The 22628-nt window shown below is 37.9% G+C and carries 17 protein-coding genes and 1 tRNA gene; 8 read left to right on the top strand and 10 right to left on the bottom strand.

Annotated elements, in window-relative coordinates:
* The first annotated feature begins 5 nt into the window (after window positions 1–5).
* Window positions 6–749, top strand: a complete 744-nt coding sequence (locus PHO71_RS17635) for an NADPH-dependent oxidoreductase (protein WP_300205839.1) — start codon at window positions 6–8, stop codon at window positions 747–749.
* 108 nt (window positions 750–857) lie between these two features.
* Here PHO71_RS17635 and dnaA read toward each other — a convergent pair whose 3' ends face one another.
* The 3 genes from dnaA to PHO71_RS17620 form a co-directional block, all read right to left on the bottom strand.
* Window positions 858–2276: a chromosomal replication initiator protein DnaA gene (gene dnaA, locus PHO71_RS17630; protein ID WP_300205837.1), complete on the bottom strand. Its 1419-nt coding sequence runs from the start codon at window positions 2274–2276 to the stop codon at window positions 858–860.
* Between the two features lie 351 nt (window positions 2277–2627).
* Entirely contained in the window at window positions 2628–3521 is an 894-nt protein-coding gene (locus PHO71_RS17625) for an MlaD family protein (RefSeq protein WP_300205835.1), read from the bottom strand.
* Window positions 3522–3529: 8 nt separating this feature from the next.
* On the bottom strand, window positions 3530–4783 hold the full coding sequence (locus PHO71_RS17620) for an N-acetylmuramoyl-L-alanine amidase (protein ID WP_300205833.1): 1254 nt from the start codon (window positions 4781–4783) through the stop codon (window positions 3530–3532).
* Between the two features lie 80 nt (window positions 4784–4863).
* Between PHO71_RS17620 and PHO71_RS17615 the strand changes: the two genes are divergently transcribed.
* Window positions 4864–5877 carry a transporter gene (locus tag PHO71_RS17615; protein ID WP_300205831.1) on the top strand — a complete coding sequence of 338 codons (1014 nt, stop codon included), beginning with the start codon at window positions 4864–4866 and terminating at the stop codon, window positions 5875–5877.
* A 530-nt stretch (window positions 5878–6407) separates the two neighbouring features.
* On the top strand, window positions 6408–7763 hold the full coding sequence (locus tag PHO71_RS17610; RefSeq protein ID WP_300205829.1) for a metallophosphoesterase family protein: 1356 nt from the start codon (window positions 6408–6410) through the stop codon (window positions 7761–7763).
* Here PHO71_RS17610 and PHO71_RS17605 read toward each other — a convergent pair.
* Window positions 7752–8918, bottom strand: coding sequence for a DUF1343 domain-containing protein (locus PHO71_RS17605; RefSeq protein ID WP_300205827.1), 1167 nt, complete (start codon window positions 8916–8918; stop codon window positions 7752–7754). The two genes, PHO71_RS17610 and PHO71_RS17605, sit on opposite strands and share 12 nt — an antisense overlap.
* A gap of 75 nt (window positions 8919–8993) precedes the next feature.
* Here PHO71_RS17605 and PHO71_RS17600 point away from each other — a divergent pair, with 75 nt between their 5' ends.
* Both PHO71_RS17600 and PHO71_RS17595 read left to right on the top strand, forming a co-directional pair.
* Window positions 8994–9530, top strand: coding sequence for an HDIG domain-containing metalloprotein (locus tag PHO71_RS17600; RefSeq protein WP_300205825.1), 537 nt, complete (start codon window positions 8994–8996; stop codon window positions 9528–9530).
* An 89-nt stretch (window positions 9531–9619) separates the two neighbouring features.
* Window positions 9620–12325 (top strand): putative LPS assembly protein LptD, encoded by a 2706-nt coding sequence (locus tag PHO71_RS17595; protein ID WP_300205823.1) that lies wholly within the window; start codon window positions 9620–9622, stop codon window positions 12323–12325.
* Window positions 12326–12772: 447 nt separating this feature from the next.
* Here PHO71_RS17595 and PHO71_RS17590 read toward each other — a convergent pair whose 3' ends face one another.
* Both PHO71_RS17590 and asnA read right to left on the bottom strand, forming a co-directional pair.
* Complete coding sequence (locus PHO71_RS17590) at window positions 12773–13435, bottom strand: uracil-DNA glycosylase (protein WP_300205821.1); 663 nt, start codon at window positions 13433–13435, stop codon at window positions 12773–12775.
* 24 nt (window positions 13436–13459) lie between these two features.
* Window positions 13460–14497, bottom strand: a complete 1038-nt coding sequence (asnA, locus tag PHO71_RS17585) for an aspartate--ammonia ligase (protein ID WP_300205819.1) — start codon at window positions 14495–14497, stop codon at window positions 13460–13462.
* A gap of 341 nt (window positions 14498–14838) precedes the next feature.
* Here asnA and PHO71_RS17580 point away from each other — a divergent pair.
* Together PHO71_RS17580 and PHO71_RS17575 are read left to right on the top strand one after the other, a co-directional pair.
* A tRNA-Arg gene (locus PHO71_RS17580) sits at window positions 14839–14911 on the top strand.
* A 262-nt stretch (window positions 14912–15173) separates the two neighbouring features.
* A complete protein-coding gene (locus tag PHO71_RS17575) occupies window positions 15174–15701 on the top strand; it encodes a hypothetical protein (protein ID WP_300205817.1) in 528 nt (175 codons plus the stop codon).
* 176 nt (window positions 15702–15877) lie between these two features.
* Here PHO71_RS17575 and PHO71_RS17570 read toward each other — a convergent pair whose 3' ends face one another.
* From PHO71_RS17570 to PHO71_RS17560, 3 genes are all read right to left on the bottom strand, one after another.
* On the bottom strand, window positions 15878–18742 hold the full coding sequence (locus PHO71_RS17570) for a bifunctional fucokinase/fucose-1-phosphate guanylyltransferase (RefSeq protein WP_300205815.1): 2865 nt from the start codon (window positions 18740–18742) through the stop codon (window positions 15878–15880).
* A gap of 140 nt (window positions 18743–18882) precedes the next feature.
* Entirely contained in the window at window positions 18883–19557 is a 675-nt protein-coding gene (locus PHO71_RS17565; protein WP_300205813.1) for an HAD family hydrolase, read from the bottom strand.
* A gap of 31 nt (window positions 19558–19588) precedes the next feature.
* Window positions 19589–20395 carry a hypothetical protein gene (locus PHO71_RS17560; RefSeq protein ID WP_300205811.1) on the bottom strand — a complete coding sequence of 269 codons (807 nt, stop codon included), beginning with the start codon at window positions 20393–20395 and terminating at the stop codon, window positions 19589–19591.
* 217 nt (window positions 20396–20612) lie between these two features.
* Here PHO71_RS17560 and PHO71_RS17555 point away from each other — a divergent pair, with 217 nt between their 5' ends.
* Complete coding sequence (locus tag PHO71_RS17555) at window positions 20613–21116, top strand: DUF5035 domain-containing protein (protein ID WP_300205809.1); 504 nt, start codon at window positions 20613–20615, stop codon at window positions 21114–21116.
* 152 nt (window positions 21117–21268) lie between these two features.
* On the opposite strand, the gene PHO71_RS17550 is transcribed toward PHO71_RS17555, so the two are convergent.
* Window positions 21269–22606 (bottom strand): glucose-6-phosphate isomerase, encoded by a 1338-nt coding sequence (locus PHO71_RS17550; protein ID WP_300205807.1) that lies wholly within the window; start codon window positions 22604–22606, stop codon window positions 21269–21271.
* Window positions 22607–22628 lie beyond the last annotated feature (22 nt).

Here is a 22628-nt window from a genome sequence, read left to right as displayed (position 1 = left end):
AAGATATGTTTGAGACCGTAAAGAATAGAAGAACTATCCGGCAATATCTTCTTAAAGATATCGCTCCTAAAATGTTAAATGATTTGCTCGAAACCTCTTTCCGTGCTTCTACGATGGGAGGGATGCAACTTTATAGTATAATTGTGACTCGTGATGCTGAAATGAAAGAGAAACTTTCTCCTGCTCATTTTAATCAGCCCATGGTAAAAAATGCACCGGTTGTGCTTACTTTTTGTGCGGATATCCGACGTTTTAGTAAATGGTGCGAACAACGGAATGCAGTGCCGGGATATAATAATTTAATGTCTTTTATGAATGCATCAATGGATACTTTGCTCGTTGCACAGACTTTCTGTACATTGGCAGAAGAGGCTGGGCTGGGTATCTGTTATTTAGGAACGACTACTTACAATCCCCAAATGATTATTGATACCCTTCAGTTGCCGGAGTTGGTATTTCCTATTACAACGATAACGGTAGGTTATCCTGACGGTATTCCTGCACAGGTTGATCGTTTGCCTTTAGAAGCAACTGTGCACCAGGAAGTGTTCCATGACTATACTCCAGAGGATATTAACCAAATATATACTTATAGGGAGTCGCTGCAGGAAAATAAACAATTTGTAGAAGAAAATAAGAAGAAAACTCTGGCTCAGGTTTTTACAGACGTTCGTTATACGAAGAAGGATAATGAATTTATGTCCGAGAATTTGTTAAAGGTACTTCGTCAGCAAGGATTTCTGAAATAAGAATCAGGTAGGACAGTATTTACTTGTGGCATTTCTGTAATATTTAGGCACGGATAATATAAAAAACTGAAGAATTATATTTCCGTGCCTAAATATTTTATTACTTATTTATTCTTTATTTCTTTTTTTTAGTAGCGATTCGATTTCATCTACTTCTGCGTGGAAACTTTTGTCTACCTCTAACTGTCCCTTTACAGTTTTGCAGGCATGAAGCACTGTTGCATGATCCTTGTTTCCAATGAACTTACCAATCTTTGAAGTTGAGAAGTCTGTGTGATTTTTAGCTAGGTACATAGCAATCTGACGCGCTTGAACCACTTCTCTTTTTCTGGATTTAGTGTGGATAGCTGACGCTTCCAGATCGAAGTGCTTACACACTACTTTGAGGATATCATCAATTGTAATTGCTTTAGTTTCATTGTGAACTACCCCATGCACAATATGTTGTGCCAAGTCTAAATCTATCTCCTTATTGAAAATAGTAGAACGCGCCATGATGGCGATAACAATACCCTCCAAGTCACGCACACTTTCGTTCACATTCTCTGCAATGTAATCAATAACTTCCGATGGAAATTGTAATCCGTCACGGTGTATCTTGTTTCGTAAGATATTTTTGCGTAATTCCACAGTCGGTTTCTCAAGCTCTGCTACCATACCCCATTTAAAACGCGTAAGCAGACGGTCTTCCATACCCTGCAATAAGATAGGAGCACGGTCAGAGGTCAATATCAATTGTTTTCCATTCTGGTGCAGATGATTGAAGATATGGAAGAATGTATTTTGCGTTCTGGTCATTCCGGCAAATTCCTGAATATCATCAATGATTAAGACATCAATTGTTTGGTAGAAGTTGATAAAGTCATTGGTAGTGTTATTACGTACTGAGTCTGTATATTGTACCTGAAACAGATGTGCTGAAACATACAATACTCTTTTCTCGGGATATAATTCTTTAATTTTAGTTCCGATTGCATTTGCTAAATGGGTTTTCCCCACACCAGAAGAACCATGAAGGAATAATGGATTGAAGGCTGTGCCCGCAGGCTTTTGTGCAACCGCCTCGGCTACACTTCTGGAAAGTTTATTACTATAACCCTCAATGAAATTCTCAAAATTATAGTTCGGATTCAAATGTGGATCTAAATCCTGAATAACAGGAGCTTTCAGGAAATTTGGCGCTTTATTACCATCAGTAATACTTTTGGGAGTGACAGCTGTAGAACGATTGCTTGCTTCGAGATTCACGGTCTGATTCGGAATCGAAGTTTTGTCCACCATGACATTATACATCAACTTAGTGCCTTCGCCAATGGCTTTATATAATGTTTTTCGTAACAAGTCCACGAATTTTTCTTCCAGTATCTCATAGAAAAACTGGCTTGGGATCTGTACGATTAATGTTTTGTCCTCATATTTTAATGGAACGATGGGGGCAAACCACGTATTATATGTCGTTTCGGGAACATTGTCTTTTATGATATTGAGACAGCGGTTCCAAAGCACGGCATGATTTGATTCAATCATAGTGACTTTAATACATTTTATTAATTAAGCAAAACTTCTACGGTTGCAAAATTGGGAATCTTATTCGAAATAAACAAATCAATTTTTTCTTGTTTTTATTGAACAATTAATAATACGTTTACTTTCAGTGACTTATCTTTCTCTGTCTGAAAGCTCTCTGACTGATCGCAATTGTACTATTGTAAGTGCTTGATTGCTATTTTGTTATATACTTATTTCCTTTCGTTTTTTTTACTACTCTATACTTGTTTAAGAATATTGTTTCGGTTTATAGATAGACATTTCAGCTTATTAGTCTTTTTTTATATAGTATTTCTTTATTTAGAGTAATTCTACATAAGAAATCTGCTACTACTTGTCTTTTTTACCGAATAATGAAAAATGGACATAGCGTTTAGGATGTGCCTTTAGATCTTCCAACAAACTTGCAGCATTAACGGAGGTTGCATTTAAGTTATTATATAAAGATGGATCATTAAATAATAAACCTAATGTATTGTCTTTGCTATTTAACTTCTCTGTAAGAACTTTTACGTTTGCTAGCGTTTCGTCTATCTGTTTAAAAGTGGCAGCATAGTCTATACCCTTTAAATTATTACTGACAGTTACAAAATTATCCCCAATAGTATTCAGCTTTCCTGTGAGCTGTGGGATATCTTTGCTCATAAATCCTCTCATTTGTGAACTAACTACAGCAAGATTGGCTGTAATTGTTTCCATCGAATGTAGAGTCGCAGGAATACTCTTGTCGTTTAAAGTATTATTTAAGGAAGTAAGGATAGAATCTAATTTGGGTAACATCTGCTCTACTTTGGGCATAAGTTTGGCTACATTTTCCATCATTCCGTTATTTAATGTTCCCGGAATGGTATCTCCTATAGCATATTTCTCTCGTGGATTATTTGCCAAAAGAATATTCATGCGGACACCTCCCATCAATTCCGATACAAGTTCGGCAGTACTTCCTTTAGGAATACGTAATTCTGTATCGAGTTCAACTTCCACAATTACGTTTCCCGGCTTGGAATAGTCATAATAAATTTCTCGTACGATACCTACACGAACGCCATCAGCAAATACTGGACTTGATTTGGTCAATCCATTTACATTATTAAACTTGGCATAAAAATAGGTTGAAGGATGAAACATCTGGATTCCTTTTAGCCAATTAATTCCATATACAAGCACACATAGAGCTACGATACCTGCAATACCTATTCTGACTTCTTTTGTAATGTACTTCATTTTATTTTTTATTTATTTTTTCTCTTTTTAAATTCGGCAATTGCCTCATTGATATTCATTTTCTCGCCATTCCTGAAAGCAATTATAAATGCATCCTTGAATTGTGGAGTAATAGTACGTTTGGTACGCAATACCTTATTATAATCAGTAGAGGCACCGTAGGTATACTTATAAATCCCTTTCTCTTTGTAATAATCTACTTCTTTTAGTCCTTTCAACTGTTTGTCGTTTTTTGAGATAGGCTTTGAAGAAGTGAGAATTTGTACTTTAAACGTTATCTCACTGTCATTTGTTGTGCTCTCTGATGCCACAGGATATGAGGTCGTTTTAGAGGTAGCAGGACGAGTTTTAGTTTCGGCTACAAGTTCCTCGGTTAATACAACGTTTTCCGAATCATTGGTTGTTTGAACAATAACCGGTTCATTTTCATGTTCTTCCTGCTCGGTCGGGATAATGGTTTTACTAGTTCCGGTCAGTCGTAGTTCATGTTCTCTTTTGTAGTTTAAGAAAGCATTATAAATCCCTTTTGCTAATATGCTTGTTCCGTTATCAGAATTTAGATAACGCTCCTCTTCCGGGGTGGAGATAAAACCTAGTTCTACAAGTATACTTGGCATCGCACTGGCTTTTAAAACAAGAAAACCTGCTTGGTGTACTCCTCGGTCTACTCGGCTACAAGTATGACGAAACTGCTTCTGTACCAATGAAGCTAAATGCACACTTTGCTCCATATATTTGTCCTGCATAAACTCAAAGATAATATATGATTCTGCAGAGTTCGGATTAAAGCCGGCATAACGGGTCTGATAATCACTCTCATAAAGGATTACAGAGTTTTCTCGTTTTGCTACATCCAGATTAGCCTCGGATTTAGCCAAACCTAATGTCCAAGTAGAGGCACCTTTTGCGGTTCGATTGTTAGCTAAAGCATTGGTATGAATGGAGATAAAAAGATCGGCTTTAGCATTATTGGCAATTTCAGCTCGGCGGTCCAATGGGATGAAGACATCTTTTGTACGTGTATAAATTAATTTCACATCGTCACAATTCCTTTTTATCAGATTACCCAGTTTCAGTGCGACGTTCAGATTGATATTTTTTTCTTTAGATATTTTCCCTATAGCACCGGGGTCATGTCCTCCATGTCCGGCATCGATAACGACAGTAAAATTTTGCCCCCATAGGTTGCTGGTACATAGGGGAAATGTAAGTAGCCAAAGGCAAACAGATATATATAATATGTAGGATCTATTTAGTTTCATATTTAAATACGGTGCAAATGTAGTAGAATTTTGCAGAAAACTTATGATTTACTATTAAGTTTTGTGTTTTTTTCGGTTTAATGGTAGCTTTTTTCCTGAAAACTCCGTTACTTTGCGCCCCGAAGATAAAAAATACAGCAATGCTTAAGTTTTTGAAAAATTGGACATTACCCGTTGCAATGCTGGTAGGAACAGTTATTTATTTCCTGTTTGCACACGTTTCGTTTCTGGCTCCGGCAAAAACGGCAGTGTGGACAAGTGTATCTGTCTTGACTCCCTTTTTAATTTTTGCTCAGTTACTGCTGACATTTTGCAAAGTTGAGCCTAGAGAATTGAAACCTGTTTCATGGCATTGGTGGTTACTGCTGTTTCAGTTTGTATCTTGTTTGCTTGTAGCAGTAATTTTGGTTTATGTCCCGATGCCCGAAGTGTATCGTGAAGTGTTTGAAGGTGGAATGGTTTGTTTGATCTGCCCTACAGCTACGGCTGCAGCTGTAATAACCGGAAAACTGGGTGGGAATGCCGGAAGTTTGACTACTTATACTTTACTGTCTAATATTTTGGCAGCAGTGATTGTTCCTTTGTTATTTCCAATTGTTGAGGTACATACAAATATTAGCTTTTTGACAGCTTGTTCACGTATTCTTATTAAAGTCTTTCCATTATTACTTTGTCCTTTCATCGTAGCTTGTTTACTTCGGACTTTTTTACCTAAAGTGCGGGAATATTTGGCTAATTTCACTAATTTGGCTTTTTATCTTTGGGGGATAGCTTTGGCAATTGTATCCGGTCAGACTGTTCGTTCACTGGTTAATAGTGATGCAGCAGGATCAGTGAAACTTCTTATTGCTTTGGCCGGATTAGTTACTTGTTGTGTTCAGTTCTATTTTGGAAAGCGTATTGGTGGGTACTATAAAGAACGTATTAGTGGTGGACAAGCATTAGGACAAAAAAATACGGTATTAGCTATTTGGATGGCTTATACATATCTTAATCCTCTTGCTTCTGTTGGCCCGGGATCTTATGTCTTGTGGCAAAACCTTATAAATAGCTATCAGCTATGGAAAAAGCGAAAGAAAGAAATGAAATCATAAAGATAAACTGTTGATATTTAATTTTCTGTGGTCCTTTTTCTTCTTTCTGTTTTTTGTATATGTTGCTCTGAAATTTAAAAGATTATATTTATTGAAATCACTTCAACTAACATCAGATATTGTTAATAGCCTGATAATCTAAGGCTGACTTTTTAAATGTGTTTGGCTTGTTCACCGAATAACGGATATTTTATCTCAATTGTCTAATTTTTCATGGAAACGATGTACGGTTATATTTTTATTAATATACTTTTTAAATAATGTGAAGGATAAATTTATTTACAGAAAAAGTAAAAACAATTGGTATCCGAATGGAAGCTTCGGGAAAGTCTTTTTTTAAGATAAGGTTGTGGTACATTTGCTTTATTTTAATATGAAAATTGCCATAGGGGCTTTTTATGATGTTTACAACCTGTTTCGGAAAGTTTGGTTTTGATCTATTTCTTCTATTAAAATGGTTAAAAAAAGAACATTTTCTCTGATTTCTAGAACACTATCTTTATCTTTGTTCCAGTTATAAAAAAAAGACAATGAGAGTAAGCAAGAAGAAAATAATCTGGGGATTTGTTTTCCTCATATTAATCGCAGGAGGCATTCTTTGTAAAATACGTTGGAAAGTATGGTTCTATAATATACCTGAGATAAGTTACGTGCTTACCAATGAGCCACAACGGGTGATTTTGACTTTTGGAAATAACGGTGAACTTTCTCGAAACGTAAGTTGGGTGTGTGGAGGAATTTCTAAAGAGGCAAAATTAGAATATACAAAGATAGGTTCAGGAGATACTCTTCTAATTGATGGTTCATCTAAATTTCTCAAAACTTTAGGTGGCTTTGGCTATGCTAATTGGGCAAAGTTTAAGAATCTTGCTTATGGAGACTCTTATTCCTATCGAGTATGGAATGATGATCGTGCTTCTGATTGGTACTCATTTACGATGCAGCCTGATTCAACGGATCATTTTTCTTTTATTTTTATAGGTGATGTGCAGGATACATTACGTGGGAAGACACGTGATTTTATAGAAAACGTACGTAATCGTTTTCCACAAACAGACTTTTATATGTTTGCCGGTGACTTTGTTGAACGTCCAATGAATTGCTATTGGGAGGAAGCCTATCGGAGTGTTGATTCCATCGCTCCCAGTAAGCCTTTATTGGTTTCTCCCGGAAATCATGAGTATGTCAAAGGAATTGTACGGACTCTGGAGCAACGTTTTAATTATTCCTTTTCTTATTTGTTAGAATCCGAATATAAGAATAACAATGTATTTTCTATCGATTACAAGGATGCTACCATTATTACTCTCGACACCAACCGTGATCCTTGGTTTTTATTTTCACAACGTGAGTGGTTGGAAAAAACATTGAAGAATTCAGATAAGAAATGGAAAATTGTAATGTTGCATCATCCCGTATATTCTATTAAAGGAAAGACGAATAATCTGCCGGTGCGTTGGATGTTCGATTCTTTATTTAGAGAATACGGAGTTGATTTAGTACTTCAGGGGCATGAACATAACTATGCCCGTATGACAAATAAAGAAAGTGATGGTAAAATGACTATTCCTGTTTATTTAGTAAGTCATGCTTCTCCGAAAGGGTATCGATTGGAATTTAATGATAAATATGACCGTTTCGGAACCAATCATCGTTTCTATCAGAATATTGATGTAAAAGGTGATACTCTTCATCTGGAAGCATTCTTGGAAAATGACTCGTTATATGATGATATACAGATTGTAAAAAATGCTTCCGGTATTCTGGTCTTAGATCGGGGTCAGGACATCCCTGAAATATTAGAGATGCCCTGGCTGACGGGGAAAAAAGCAGAAGAATTTGAACAGAGTGCTGAAAAATGGCGTAAACGTTCTTTAGTACAATAGGTATTTTTTCCTCATGATTTGATACGTTTGTAGTTCCTTTTTCCAGCTGTTTTGGATTTCTTGTTCTGATTCACCTTTCAGGATTGCTTTACGGACAGAATCTGTCCCCATGAGTAAGTCGAACCAACGGGCACGTGAAAAGAAAGATTCTCCTTTGCAGGATAGTTGGTAAAAATGAAGGAAATATCGGAGTGTAAATCCATTTACATCTGCTACGCTGCGTAAATCTTCTCCATAACAAAGTATTCCTTTGTGCATTGGATTCTTATCGAATCCGGGTAAGGATTGGGGAGTAAAAGTGAAGTTTCCATACTTTTTATCAGGTGCACCTAATATTTGAAAAGGAAAAATTGTTCCGCGTCCTACACTTATTTGAGTTGCTTCGAAAGGACAGAGGGAAGCGTATAATCGGATAGATTGTGCATTCGGTAAATTGGGAGAAGGTTTTACGGGGAGTATGTATGGTTGTCCATGTTCCCATCCTTTCATTGTAATAACAGTTAGCGGACATGTCTTTTTAGTTGTTGTCATCCATCCTTGCCCATTAATCATTTTCGCCAGTTCACCTACAGTGCAACCATGCAGGACCGGAATGGGTAACATACCCACAAAGCTCTGATAGGCAGGTTTTAATATGGGACCCTCTACGTAATCACATGGGTTTGGACGATCGAGTACAATTAGTTCTTTTTGATTTTCGGCACAGGCTTCCATTACATAAAACATAGTACTTATATATGTATAAAACCGCGCTCCTACATCCTGGATGTCAAATAAAATAAGATCTATGTTCTTCAATTGTACAGCAGTAGGTTTTTTATTGTTTCCATAAAGCGAAACGATTGGTATTCCGGTACGGCTGTCCTTACCGTCTTTCACAGTTTCTCCTGCATCTGCGTTTCCACGAAAACCGTGTTCTGGTGCAAATACCTGAACCACCTGAACATCTAACTTCAATAGAGTGTCTAATAAGTGAGTGTATTTTGGACCAACGATAGAAGTATGGTTTACGACCATTCCCACCCGTTTTCCTTTGAGTAACGGCAGATATTGCTCGGTACGTTCAGCTCCTGTAATTACTACCTTGCCACTAATCAACGTTGGAAAGGCGATGAATGCCAGTAATGAAAGAATGAGGACGATTCTTGTTTGCATATCAGTAACTTTTTGTAATATTGCACAAAAATATTCATTTATCCCTAGGAAACCAAGTTATAAATAGTAAAGAATATGAATCCAAATTCCATCATTGATAAATATTATCCCCAAGATAGTAACCTGAGGTCTATTTTATTGATACACAGTTATGCGGTCGTTCATAAAGCGATGAAGATAATAGATGCCCATCCCGAGCTTTCTCTGGATCGTAATTTTGTGAAAGAGGCTGCGCTTTTGCATGATATTGGTATTTTTCAGACTGACGCTTCTACTATACATTGTTTAGGTTCCCATCCTTATATCTGTCACGGTTATTTAGGTGCCGACTTGTTGCGTAGTGAAGGATTTCCTCGTCATGCATTGGTTTGTGAACGTCATACGGGAGCGGGATTATCCTTGCAGGATATTATAGAACAGCGACTTCCTATCCCTCATCGTGATATGCTTCCTGTCAGTTTGGAAGAGCAGTTGATCTGTTTTGCCGATAAGTTCTTTTCAAAAACGCGTTTGGATGAAGAAAAATCAGTGGAGAAGGCGCGGAAGAGTATTGCAAAGTATGGTGAAGAAGGTCTTATACGGTTTAATAGATGGTGTTCTCTCTTTTTATAGCCCTAAAAAATAATTAAATAACAAAGATTCGCACGCATTATTGATGAAGATTATGTACTTTTGCCACTTCAAGCGTAAACTATTAGTTAATGGCGCCATTGAAAGCAAAAATAATTATATCATTCATACTGCTGATTGTCTTACTGATGCTTCCCGACGAGGCTATGTCCCAACGTCGAAGAAGAGGGATGGTTACCTCCAACACTGCACAAAAGGATTCCTTACAGAGGGATGATTCTCTGAGAGCAGATACGGTGACAGTACGTATTGACTCACTACCAGCAAAGAAAAAGCAGCCGCTCGACGCACCGGTTGTTTACGAATCTAACGACTCTACTGTTTTTACTTTAGGAGGTGCTGCTACTCTATATGGTAGTGGAAAGGTTAATTATCAGAATATAGAGCTTACTGCAGAAGTAATTTCGATGAATCTGGATAGTAGTACTGTTCACGCTTACGGAATTAAAGACTCTACAGAAGCAATAAAGGGAAAACCTGTATTTAAGGATGGAGATACTGCTTATGATACAGAAACGATTCGTTATAACTTCAAGTCAAAAAAAGCCGGGATCACTGATATCGTAACCCAGCAGGGAGAAGGATACGTCACGGGTAATAAGGCAAAGAAAGGAGCTAATGATGAAATCTTTATGCAGGATGGTCGGTATACGACTTGTGACCATCATGATCATCCTCACTTCTATATGCAGCTGACTAAGGCTAAAGTCCGTCCCAAGAAGAATGTAGTAACAGGACCTGCTTATCTTGTGGTAGAGGATGTCCCCTTGCCTTTGGCGCTACCATTCTTTTTCTTTCCATTTTCCAGTAGCTATTCTTCAGGTTTCATTATGCCGACTTATATGGATGACTCCAGCCGCGGATTTGGTTTGGCTGAGGGAGGATATTATTTTGCAATCAGTGATATGATGGACTTAAAGCTGACGGGAGATATATTTACTAAAGGTTCATGGCGGCTTTCCGCATTGACAAATTATAATAGACGCTATAAATATTCCGGTACTTTGCAGGCAGATTATCAGGTAACTAAAACCGGAGATAAGGGAATGCCTGATTATTCGGTTGCCAAAGACTTTAAGATTGTCTGGAATCATCGTCAGGATGCCAAGGCAAGTCCCAACAGTACCTTCTCAGCTAGTGTAAACTTTTCAACCAGTAGTTACGAACGTTCTAATATCAATAACCTTTATAATTCACAGTTACTGACTCAGAATACCAAAACTTCAAGTATTAGCTATTCACGTAGTTTTCCAGATTTGGGTTTGACACTCTCAGGAACCAGTAACATTGCGCAAACCATGCGTGATTCTTCTATCGCCGTAACTTTGCCCGACCTTAATATATCCCTTAGCCGTCTGTTTCCATTCAAGCGAAAAAAAGCAGCAGGAGCGGAACGTTGGTATGAGAAGATATCTGTGAGCTATTCCGGACGTCTGACGAATAGTATTCGTACTAAAGACGATCGTTTATTCAAAGCGGGCTTTAATGAATGGGAGCATTCAATGAACCATAATATTCCTGTTAGTGCTACTTTCACATTATTCAAGTATTTCCAGATTTCTCCATCTGTGAATTATACCGAGCGTTGGTATACTCGTAAAGTAGATCAGGTTTATGATATGGAGAATCGTAAATTAGATCCGCTATTGAATGATACGATTAACGGTTTCTATCGTGTATCTAACTATTCTGCAAGTTTGAGTTTGAGTACTAAGCTTTATGGTATGTATAAACCTCTTTTCATGAAGAAAAAAGAGATACAGATTCGTCACGTCTTTACTCCACAGGTTAGTCTTAGTGGTGCACCGGGTTTTAGTAAATATTGGGAAGAATACACTGATTATAATGGAGCAACACAGTATTATTCACCTTTTAGCGGACAGCCATACGGAGTTCCTTCACGGGAGGGTTCAGGAACAGTTAGTTTCTCTGTATCGAACAACTTGGAAATGAAATATTATGATGCAAAAAAGGATACATTAAAAAAAGTGAGTTTGATTGATGATTTTGGTATGGGTATGTCTTACAATATGGCTGCAAAGGAAAGACCTTGGAGTGATTTGAGTATGAATATTCGTATGAAGCTAACTAAGAACTATACCTTTAATATGAACGCATCATTTGCTACTTATGCTTATACCTTTGATAAAAATGGTAATGTAGTGACGGGCAATCGTACAGAATGGTCTTATGGACGTTTCGGACGTTTTCAGGGATATGGTTCTTCTTTTAACTATACTTTCAATAATGATTCCTGGAAAAAGTGGTTTGGTCCGAAAGATGATGTAGAAAATGATAAGAAAAATGATACGGAAGAAGGAGATGAAAATTCTGAAGATTTAGAGGGAGGAAAGAAAGAGAAGAAAGTTGAAAAAGCACAAGCGGACTCGGATGGTTATCAGGTATTTAAATTGCCATGGTCTCTAAGTTTTAGTTATTCGTTTAATATTCGTGAAGACCGTACAAAACCTATTAATCGTTATTCTATGCGATATCCGTTTACTTACACTCATAATATTAATGCAAATGGAAATGTAAAGATCTCCAATAACTGGTCGCTTTCATTCAATACTGGTTACGATTTCCAGGCAAAAGAGATAACGCAAACTTCATGTACGATTTCACGTGACTTGCACTGTTTCAATATACAAGCCAGCCTTTCTCCCTTCGGCCGTTGGAAATACTACAATGTTACTATTCGTGCCAATGCAAGTATTTTGCAAGATTTGAAGTATGAACAGAGAAGTCAGACGCAGAGTAATATTCAGTGGTATTAAACTTTCCTTATTGATTTTCTTGTCGATAGGGTAAAGAGGAACCAATATTTTTGAATTTCCTTAGGTGAATGTAATTAGAAACAAATGGACTAAATATCCAAAATGAAGTAATTTTACTTTTAGAAAAAAACGAGAATACCTCAACAACTTTTTAAAATAACACTCCTCCTATTGTATATAATTGAAGTACCCTCTAGAAGTTTTTGTTCAACTTTTAAAGGGTACTTTATTATTTTTGTGACAAGAGTAAATTTTAAAGGAGCTGTGTCAGAAGTAGAAAAGCCAGTTCAAAAACTATTTAGGGAGATATTACGCGGATTTTACGGTTCTTTGATTGACTGGAAACCGTGTTTCGCGTAATCCGTGCCTGAAATATAGTGATTGTAGGATTCTGACATATTTTCTTTATGTTTATTATTGAGCAAGGTGAGAGAGTAGAGAATGTTTTTACCAAATAATTTCTGCTTCTCCATGTGAACTCAAATACTCATTTGTACGACTAAAGTGTTTGTTTCCGAAGAAACCATTATAAGCCGAAAGAGGAGATGGATGTGCTGAGTTAAGTACCAAATGCTTGTTACGGTCGATAAAGGCACCTTTACGTTGAGCATATGCTCCCCATAAGATAAATACGATATGTTCTCTTTTCTCTGCTAATGCGCGGATAGCAGCATCTGTGAATGCTTCCCAACCATGATTTTGATGTGAGCCCGCTTGATGTGCACGTACCGTTAAAGTAGCGTTTAGTAATAGCACACCTTGTTCAGCCCAATGTGTTAGATTTCCGGTAGTAGGTGTATCTGTTCCTATATCTGCCTTAATCTCTTTAAAAATATTAATCAGAGAAGGAGGGAAAGGAACTCCATCATTCACAGAGAAGCAAAGCCCGTGTGCTTGTCCCGGACCATGATATGGGTCTTGTCCGATAATAACTACTTTTACCTTGTCAAAAGGACAAAGATCAAAAGCATTGAAAATAAGTTTTCCCGGAGGAAATATCTGATATTGACTATATTCGTTTTTAACAAATTCAGTTAAAGTATGGAAATAGTCTTTTTCAAATTCTGGTTGTAGATGTATTTTCCAACTATCTTCTATCTGTACATTCATAGCTTTTATATTACATTTATAGTATTATATAAGGTGAATATCAAGTTCTTCGCATTCTTTACGCATATCTTCCGGCCAGATACTAGCCTGTATTTCTCCAATATGAGCTTTACGGAGGTAGAACATACACAAACGGGATTGTCCGATACCCCCACCGATAGATAACGGCAGTGTATCACTCATTAATCGTTTGTGGAAATAAAGTTCGAATCGTTTTTCTTCGTTTTCTTCTTTCAGTTGGCGTTGCAAAGCCTCTTTGTCCACACGGATCCCCATTGAAGATAATTCGATAGAACGTTGTAATACTTCATCCCAAAGTAAAAGGTCTCCGTTGAGTCCCGGCAGGTCATTCAACCCTTTTGAGGTATAGTCATCATAGTCGGGAGCCCGTCCGTCGTGCTTCTTTCCGTCACTTAGCTTGCAACCAATGCCAATGATAAATACAGCTCCATATTTCTGGCAAATAGCGTGTTCACGGCATTTGGGTTCTAAGTTTGGATATAGCTGGCGTAACTCTTCCGAGTGGACAAAATGTAATTTTTGCGGTAAGCAAGGCTTAATTTGCGGATACATCTCATAGACCATGTATTCTGTGCGAATCATAGCTGCATAGATGCGATTAACAATTTCTTTCAGGAAATCGATGTTTCTATTCTCGTTGGTGATAACCCGTTCCCAGTCCCATTGATCTACGTAAAGTGAGTGGAGGTTGCCCAATTCCTCGTCCGAGCGAATAGCATTCATATCAGTATAAATACCATATCCCGGTTCGATGTGGTAGTCGGCTAAAGTCAGTCTTTTCCATTTTGCCAATGAGTGCACTACTTCGGCTTGTGCATCTCCAAGGTCCTTGATTGGGAATGAAACAGGACGTTCTACTCCGTTCAGGTCATCGTTGATACCCATTCCTTTCAATACGAAAAGGGGAGCCGTCACACGTCTCAGGCGTAGCTCGGATGACAAGTTCAACTGGAAGAACTCTTTTATCTGTTTTATTCCTAACTCAGTCTGTTTAAGGTCGAGCAATGGTTTATAGTTCTTAGGTTTTATCAAGTAACTCATAGGTTTATTGAATGTTAATTGTCGGCAAAGATAGAAATAATATCGATATATGTATTGCATATTCTCTAAAATATTGTCAATATGATAAAGTATATACCTTATATATATTCAAAATATCAATATGATATATAAGATGAACTTGTGGTAAATGTAATAAATAACATCTGATAATAGTTCTTTTATTAATAGTCTGTTTAAATAGTGAGTTAAATTGTGAAAGATAGCAACATTTATAACTCCTGCTATTGTGTATTTGAGAAATGTAAGTATTCTGATAAAATAGGGATTTTATTAGGAAGATGAGAAGATTTTTTATACTTTTGCATTCGCATTTAAGAAATGGCCCCGTAGCTTAGTGAATAGAGCGTCAGATTCCGGTTCTGAAGGTCGTGCGTTTGAATCGCACCGGGGTCACTACTATAGATAAAGTCTTGAAAAATACATCAAACCCATGGGTGATCAATTGATTAACTGTGGGTTTGATGCATTTTTAAGGGGGATGATTCATGAAATAAAGGGATAAACTACAATGATTGTATCTTCAATGACTCCCAACCAAATATATGATGAGATTATGGCGGATGTCCCAAACATGATGAATGTTTTAAAGTATAAATAAGAAAAGGTAAGGCAGAGAGTTCTCAGGTCTCAATTATTTCCTATGTGTCTTCATTCTTTGATAACTACTAAAAGAAAAAACAATTGGCTGCTTGTTTGGAATATTAAAAGTAAAAAAGATATAGCCAGGGATATTTGTACTCATGGTTCATGTATTCAGGATACCAAAGCCGGGAAATTTGTGCTAATACGTCAATTAACAGAGGGTGTTCCTTCACTGATGATTTATACTCCGCATTTTTTTAGAAGATATGCAGAGAGAGTGGGTATTGATCTTCAAGGCATCCCACTGATCATAGAGTTTATTAAAATGAATGATACATTTTACATTAAGAAGCGTATCATTCAGGAAAAGGAAGAGCTTACCGCAACTTTTAATGAAGGAGTTGCTTTTTGCAAAGAAATAGATGATTGTCACCATAGGTGTTATATCATGAAAACCTTCATTAGTTATGATATGAGAAAAGAGGATCAGGAACCAGGATTTATAGAAAGCGAGTTATGCAGATTTAAGGCAGATATGGAATATGAACAAGAACTAAAAGCCAATCCTGATTTGCCTTGGCATAATTCATTGCTTTATTAGTACGGCATTTCTTTAAATCATCTGCTTATTTTTAAGGATAAAATTAAGTTATAAGAAAAAGTTCTATTTTAAAACCTATTTGTAATAGGCGAAAATAGAACTTTTTATATTTGGTTGCAAATTATATTTTTGTTGGTTCAACTTTAACTTTTAAAGGATATCTCCGTTTGTTATTATTAGCTTCTGGATACTTGAAGTCCCTCGTCAGATAATGACATTTCTACAAAGCGTGCGCGTGGATTTGGAGCTTGCTCCGTTAGTATCCGTCGGATTTTACCGGCAGCTTCCGTGTCTTTGGCTACCATATATAAGTACCCGCCACCTCCTGCACCCGGTAGCTTGTGACCTAACGTATAATCTTCGATTTGCTTGATGATAGCTTTTACTTCCGGAGGATTCGTACCACTGTCCAAAGCCTGATTTTGTGTCCAGGTTTTGCCGATTAAATGCCCGAAACTGTTAAAGTCTCCGCGTAGAATAGCCTCACTCATATCCAAAGCATGTGCTTTCATTTCCGCAAGTAGTCCAAGATGCGTGCCGGAATTCAGAAACATGGAACTGACTATTTCTGATAGAATACCTTTAGCCGTGCGGGTGATGCCTGTGTAATAGAGCAGATGGCAGTTTCGATAATCAGGTTGTACGAACAATTGTTCGGGAAGCCAGCGTACTAATGGTGTTTGTCCGAATCCTGTTTCTGATTGGAGTAATTTCACTCCCGGGAAAACTCCTCCGTATTGATCTTGCCATCCGCCTCCCGTGGTCAATAGTTGCTCCAATACCAGTGTATAATTACAGATATCATTCTTGTCCCATGCCAATCCACAAAAATCATTGATGGCACCGAGTACGGTAGAAGCTAATATAGAACTCGTTCCCAGGCCTGAACCTGCCGGTATAGCAGCTAGTAAAGTGATTTCAAGTCCCGAACCAAAGGATTTTAATTGCTCTTCTAGAGAAACAAAAGTTTCTGCTGAAAATATTGGAGCAAAACCAGCTAAAGAAAGTGCTGCTTTCGGGATAGAAAAAGGGGAACCTACTTTCTTATAATCCTGTAACTCTTCATAGCATCTGATAATTTCCAAAGCTCCCATATCGATGGAGCGGAGAACAATGTGAAACTCTTTGCATGGTTTGATATATACTTGCAACGGAGGCTGTCCATTAAGCTCAATAGCAAGATTGACTACATTTCCTCCTGAATATAGAGAGTAGGGAGGAGTGTCTGTCCATCCACCTGCAATGTCGATTCGTACGGGACTCCGTCCCCATACTATCTGATCTGAATGTACATTGAGCTTTGGTTGATACTTCCGCCCTGCAATTGCTCCTAACAGGCTGTCGCGAAGAAGTTGGAAGGCAGCACTTTCTTCTTCCTTATACTCATTGTCATTACGTAATTTCATGATTCGTGCCCGTAGCATTCGATTGTGGATACATATCATGGGAGCTGTTTCTTCTTTTACAATGCTGGGAATTGGTAGATTCTGTTCTACAAATTCGATTGCAGCATCTTGCAAATCAAGTTGGTAGAAGATACTTTTTTCATAATTGACAGCCAGTCTTTGCCAATTATTTCGACGAAAAGAGGTGCGTTGTGCATAAAGACGTTTTAAATTTGCTTTTGCCGATATTTCATCCGCCGATAGTTTTTTTGCTTGCAGCCAAAGTCTTTTTCCTTTTTCGAGATGAGGCTCGGCGGTCATCCAACGTACTAATATGCCTAGTTCCTCTATCGAAGCCGTAATAGGAAAGATGGGGCTGGCCTGTATATCGTCTTTTTTCAAATTATTAAAAGAGATTAAATCATCCGTAAAGAGTTCCCTTTCTTTCATCCATTGCAGAAACGACTTACCAAGAAAAGTGGTCCTTTCGTCACTTCGTGCTCCTTTGAATTTATCATCAAGGCCGTAGGGTCTTGCTACGAAATTATTGTCTTCTATCGGAACGATATCAATGCAGACTCCGTCCGGTAAGCTAATATCCCAGTGATTCTTGGGAACACCTGTGATAATTTGGCAGGAACCGAGTTTCCAGCCTTCTCCTACATGACTATTTTCGATCCACAAATTTGCATTGTCCGAAGATAAGGATGTTTGTGTACATGAATTTTGTATGAATATGGCTGGATTGGGCTTTACTTTCCGGTGCATAATCCGTCTTTGGTCACGTACTTTATCTTGTATGCTCAGAGTAGAAGATATTAGTTCACGACTTGTTCCATAATGATAAAACTCGCCACCGGGAAGAGGGAGTATAGCTACTGAAAGCTTATTTATCTCTTCATCTTTAATTTTAGGATAGTTTCCTAAAGCCGGTCCATAGTCCGAATACAGGTCGTAGTAACAGATATTTTCCGATCCTTCTTTGAATGAGCGTTTCGTTAGTAATTCAATGGCTCGGTCGCTCAATATCCAAATACCGATATCCATTAGGAAAAGATGTGTTTTGGATAAGTTTTCCAATTCTTCCAAGGAGGGTTTTTGCAACATGAAATCGAGCACCTCCGGACTTTTCCGGTCGGATACAAATACGCCGTGGTGAGTTGCCAAAGAAGGATTTACCCATAGACCATAGCATACGACATCTACTTGAGGAATCTCTTGAAGAGGTTTTTCCGAACGGATATATACATCCCCGCTTGCGATCAGTGTATTCAGACCGTCCGGTGTTTGTTGCATGATCTTCTCATATAGAGGAAGTTGCAATGAAAGCAGGTTCTGTCCGAGTTTTTGTCCCCGTTCCCAACTGAAGACCGGTATTGGTGTTAATATTTTGCCCGATGGTGCGTATCCCGGTAGACGGCGGCTCTGTCCTCCCGCATGAAGTAATATTCTTTTCTCTTTTCCTATCCATTGATTAAAAGGTTCTTGCGGAGCAAATTTTTGATGGCAGGCTTTCAAGAGCCAAGTTGCCCCACCTCCGGAACCTAATTTACTTCCTATTGGGTCCGATGTACAAAACCAATTGGTATGATCAACATTTTCCAGTTCATGAAAACAGTGGATTAAGTTCGGAGGTAAGGATAATAATTTTTGCATGACAGAACCCTTTGTATATTATCAATTAATTATGATGCATTGCTTATGAATTAAACTTAGACAAAAATAGTATTAATATATTTTCTTTCCGATTTTTACTCTGTTTTTATAGACTTTTATTTCTCGGAAATTTGCTTTGACTATAAATCCAGATGATCCCAAACATCACAAAGTGCTTGCATAGAAGGCAGTAATAAATCTGCACCGGAATCCAATAATACTTGTCCATCCAGTGGACCCGTATTTACTGCGATAGTGAAGATACCTGCCTTGTGACCTGCTTCCACTCCTAAAGGCGCATTTTCTATCACAACAGCTTCACTGGCTTTAATACCTCCCTTTTCCAAAGCCATCAGATAAGGTTCGGGATCAGGCTTTCCGTATTTCACATCAAAAGCCGTAACCATCAATTCCTTATGGAACATTCCCGGAAAATTATGTTCCAACCTATCGAGCAACGAAAGCTGACCGGAGCCTGTCACTACCATTGGAATCAGTCCTTCTCCTTTCACTTTTTGAAGTAACTCCCATGCCCCGGGCATACGCTCTGCGTCCGGATGGGTATTAAAGAGGATACTTTTTTCTTTATATATGTTTTCTATTTCCTCTTGCGAGGCTTCCCTGCCTAGTTCGCGTTGAAATACGATATTCACTGTAGCAGCACCTGTTCGTCCTTCGTGCATATATGCTTCTTTACGACTGAGGTTGAGCCCATGCGATTTCATTACCTGATGCCATGCCTCGGAATGATAAGGCATGGAATTAAAAAGCACGCCATCCATATCGAATAGGACGGCTTTTATTTTCTTTTTCATAATTTCTGGTTGGATGGAATTCCTGTGATATTTATTTATTTTTCAATAACTCTTTCAGTTCCGGTACGGTGACTACCACATCATATTGAGTGCCAGATTGATTACCGATATATCTATAAACGATGTTTCTATTGCAATCGGTACAATACTTTATAAAAAGTTGTGTGGGCTGATCTGTTTTATTGGACAACTCATCTACGATACCTTGTTTTACGGTCTCATGGTTCTCTTCAATTAAATCTATATTACACGCCTTCTCATCAACGCTACACAAATAGATAACTGCTTCATTACTGAGTTCCATCTTTTCGATAGTTATTTCTTCACTCGCTTTTAACGGAAACTGTAAGTTCGCCATTTTTATTTGTGTTTCCAGTTTTATCAGGTCGCTTTTTGATGAGTTGATATTGGCATTGATAGCTTCATTCAATTCTCCTGCTGTAAGTTCGCATTCCACTTTATCACCGGAGTTTTTGCCAACATATACCATTTGCAGCCCGGCATTGCATTTTACGATAAGATCCAGCAATGTTTTTACCTCTTTATTAGGGTTCTGGAACATGATTGCCATAGATGACTTCAGGTTTTCCGGTTGCTCTTTCAGAGCTTTGATATTAGTATATATTTCGTCCACATTGAAAGTATATATTACGTTACGTCCATCGTAAACAATACTGGTAATTTTTCCGAATTCACCCATCTTCACAGGGCATTGTTTATTTGCACTTTCAATTGCTACTTTTAATTTGGCGTCCCGGCAACTGGTCGTTAGCATAACTAGCAGTGATAAGCTGAATATTAACATCACTCCATTGAATCTTTTCAGTAAATTCCGCATAGTTCTATTTATTTAGAGTTCGGTATTTTTCGATTAAAAAATATGTGTAGCAAAGATAGTTATAAAAAACGAAAGATAAGGCTGAAGTCGTGCAGAAGAACATTGCAAATTAGGATACCGAAGGATATTTAATATGATTATTTGCCGTTTGGAAGATTATATGTATTTTTGTGGCATGGTAAAACCTTTCAATAGCATGATAAAACATATTAATAGCATGAAAAAGAAAGCATTATTTCTGTTGCCCTTGTTTTTTTACGCTTGTTCTGATAGTGGGGAAAGCCCCTTTATCGAGATTAAAAAGCTGTACATAAACGTTGATCCGCAGGCAGAGGAGGTAGTGAAGGAAGATTATGCAAATCGGATGGACGAACTTCCTGCTTTGAAAGTAGGTGACAAAATAGAAGCATTTCTGTCCTTGGATGGAAATGGAGCTGAACTTAAAACTTTCAAACTTCAGAATGACGTTGAGGTAAAGACAGAACTTCATTATAACAAAACAGAAGTATCTACCGAAGGGAATCTGACAGATGCAGAAAAAGGACAGTTACGTTTTAAAGATGGAGTAACGAAAACAAGTGTGATGGTACAAGCTACAGTTGAGAAAGTTGAGTCCAATGGAGACGTGCAATTAACCTTTTATCTATCTTCAAAAGCAGAGTGCGAGGGTGCTCAGGAAATGATTGGGCTGAAGATAAAAGAGGAAAAAACTCAAGAGTAAACGCTCGAAATGAGGCTGAATGTTGTATTTTAAACGCAGATGACGCGGATAGACGCGGATTTTTAAGATTAAATTTATTATCTAAATTCTTAAAAATACGGGTTATCCGCGTCATCTATGTTTGAAATATTCTCAGTACTTGCCTGTTTTCTTTACAGCTTTGCCTGAATAGCTTTTGATTCTTCTTCGTATCCCGGTTTGTTGAGCAATGCAAACATATTCTTTTTGTATGCTTCTACCCCCGGTTGGTTGAAAGGATTCACGCCCAACAGATAACCGCTGATTCCGCAAGCCTTTTCGAAGAAATACAGCAATTCGCCGATATTGTATTCGCTCAATTCAGGAAGAACGATACGCATATTAGGTACATCACCGTCTACGTGAGCCAACTGAGTTCCCAACTCTGCCATCTTATTTACTTCATCTACCCGTTTTCCAGCAAGAAAATTCAAACCGTCCAGATTGGCTTCGTCAGAAGGCACTTCCAGTTTATGGTCTACTTTCTCTACAGAGATTACAGTTTCGAAAATTGTACGTTCACCTTCCTGAATCCATTGTCCCATAGAGTGAAGATCGGTAGAAAAATCTACAGATGCCGGGAAAATACCTTTGTTGTCTTTTCCTTCAGATTCTCCATACAACTGCTTCCACCATTCGCTTACATAATGTAATTTCGGACAGAAGTTTACTAAGATTTCAATCTTCTTGCCACTCTTGTATAACTCATTACGAGTAGCAGCATAGATAGCGGCAGGATTCTTGGCAAACGGAACATCAGCGGCACAAGCTTTTTCCATTTCAGCAGCACCTGCAACCAGTTTTTCGATGTCGAATCCGGCAACTGCAATAGGCAATAAACCAACCGGAGTCAATACAGAGAAACGTCCGCCTACGTTATCGGGGATAATGAAAGTCTTATAACCTTCTTTATCGGCAGTAATACGTGCAGCACCTTTTTTAGCGTCTGTGATAGCTACAATTACTTTTTTTGCAGTTTCTTTGCCACGTTGGTCTTCGCATTGTTTTTTCAACAAACGGAAAGCAAGCGCAGTTTCAGTAGTAGTACCCGACTTGGAGATATTGATAACACCAAACTTCTTGTCTTTCAGATATTCAGTGAGTTCAAACAGATAATCTTCGCTGATGTTGTGTCCCGCGTATATCATGATAGGAGCAGTTTTCTTTTCCTGCAACCAAGTGAAGCTGTTAGAAAGAGCTTCGATTACGGCACGTGCGCCCAAATAGCTACCGCCAATACCGGCAACAATTACTACTTCGCAATTATCTTTCAATACTTGCGCTGTAGCTTTCAAGTCAGCCAGATGTTCTTTGCTGATAGAAGAAGGAAGATGTAACCATCCTAAGAAGTCGTTACCTTTTCCTGTTCCTTTTTCCAACATTTCTTGTGCGGCTTTTACCTCAGCTTCGTAGGCGAAAACCTTTTCTTTGAAGATAAATCCAAAAGTTTTTTCAATATTCAAGCTAATCATAGTTATATTTATTTAGTAGTGA

The organism is Bacteroides sp. (genome assembly GCF_028690125.1).
In the GTDB taxonomy this organism is placed as follows: Bacteria; Bacteroidota; Bacteroidia; order Bacteroidales; family Bacteroidaceae; genus Bacteroides.
The sequence above is the reverse complement of the archived record's forward strand: the minus strand, read 5'-3'. Positions and strand labels throughout refer to the sequence as shown.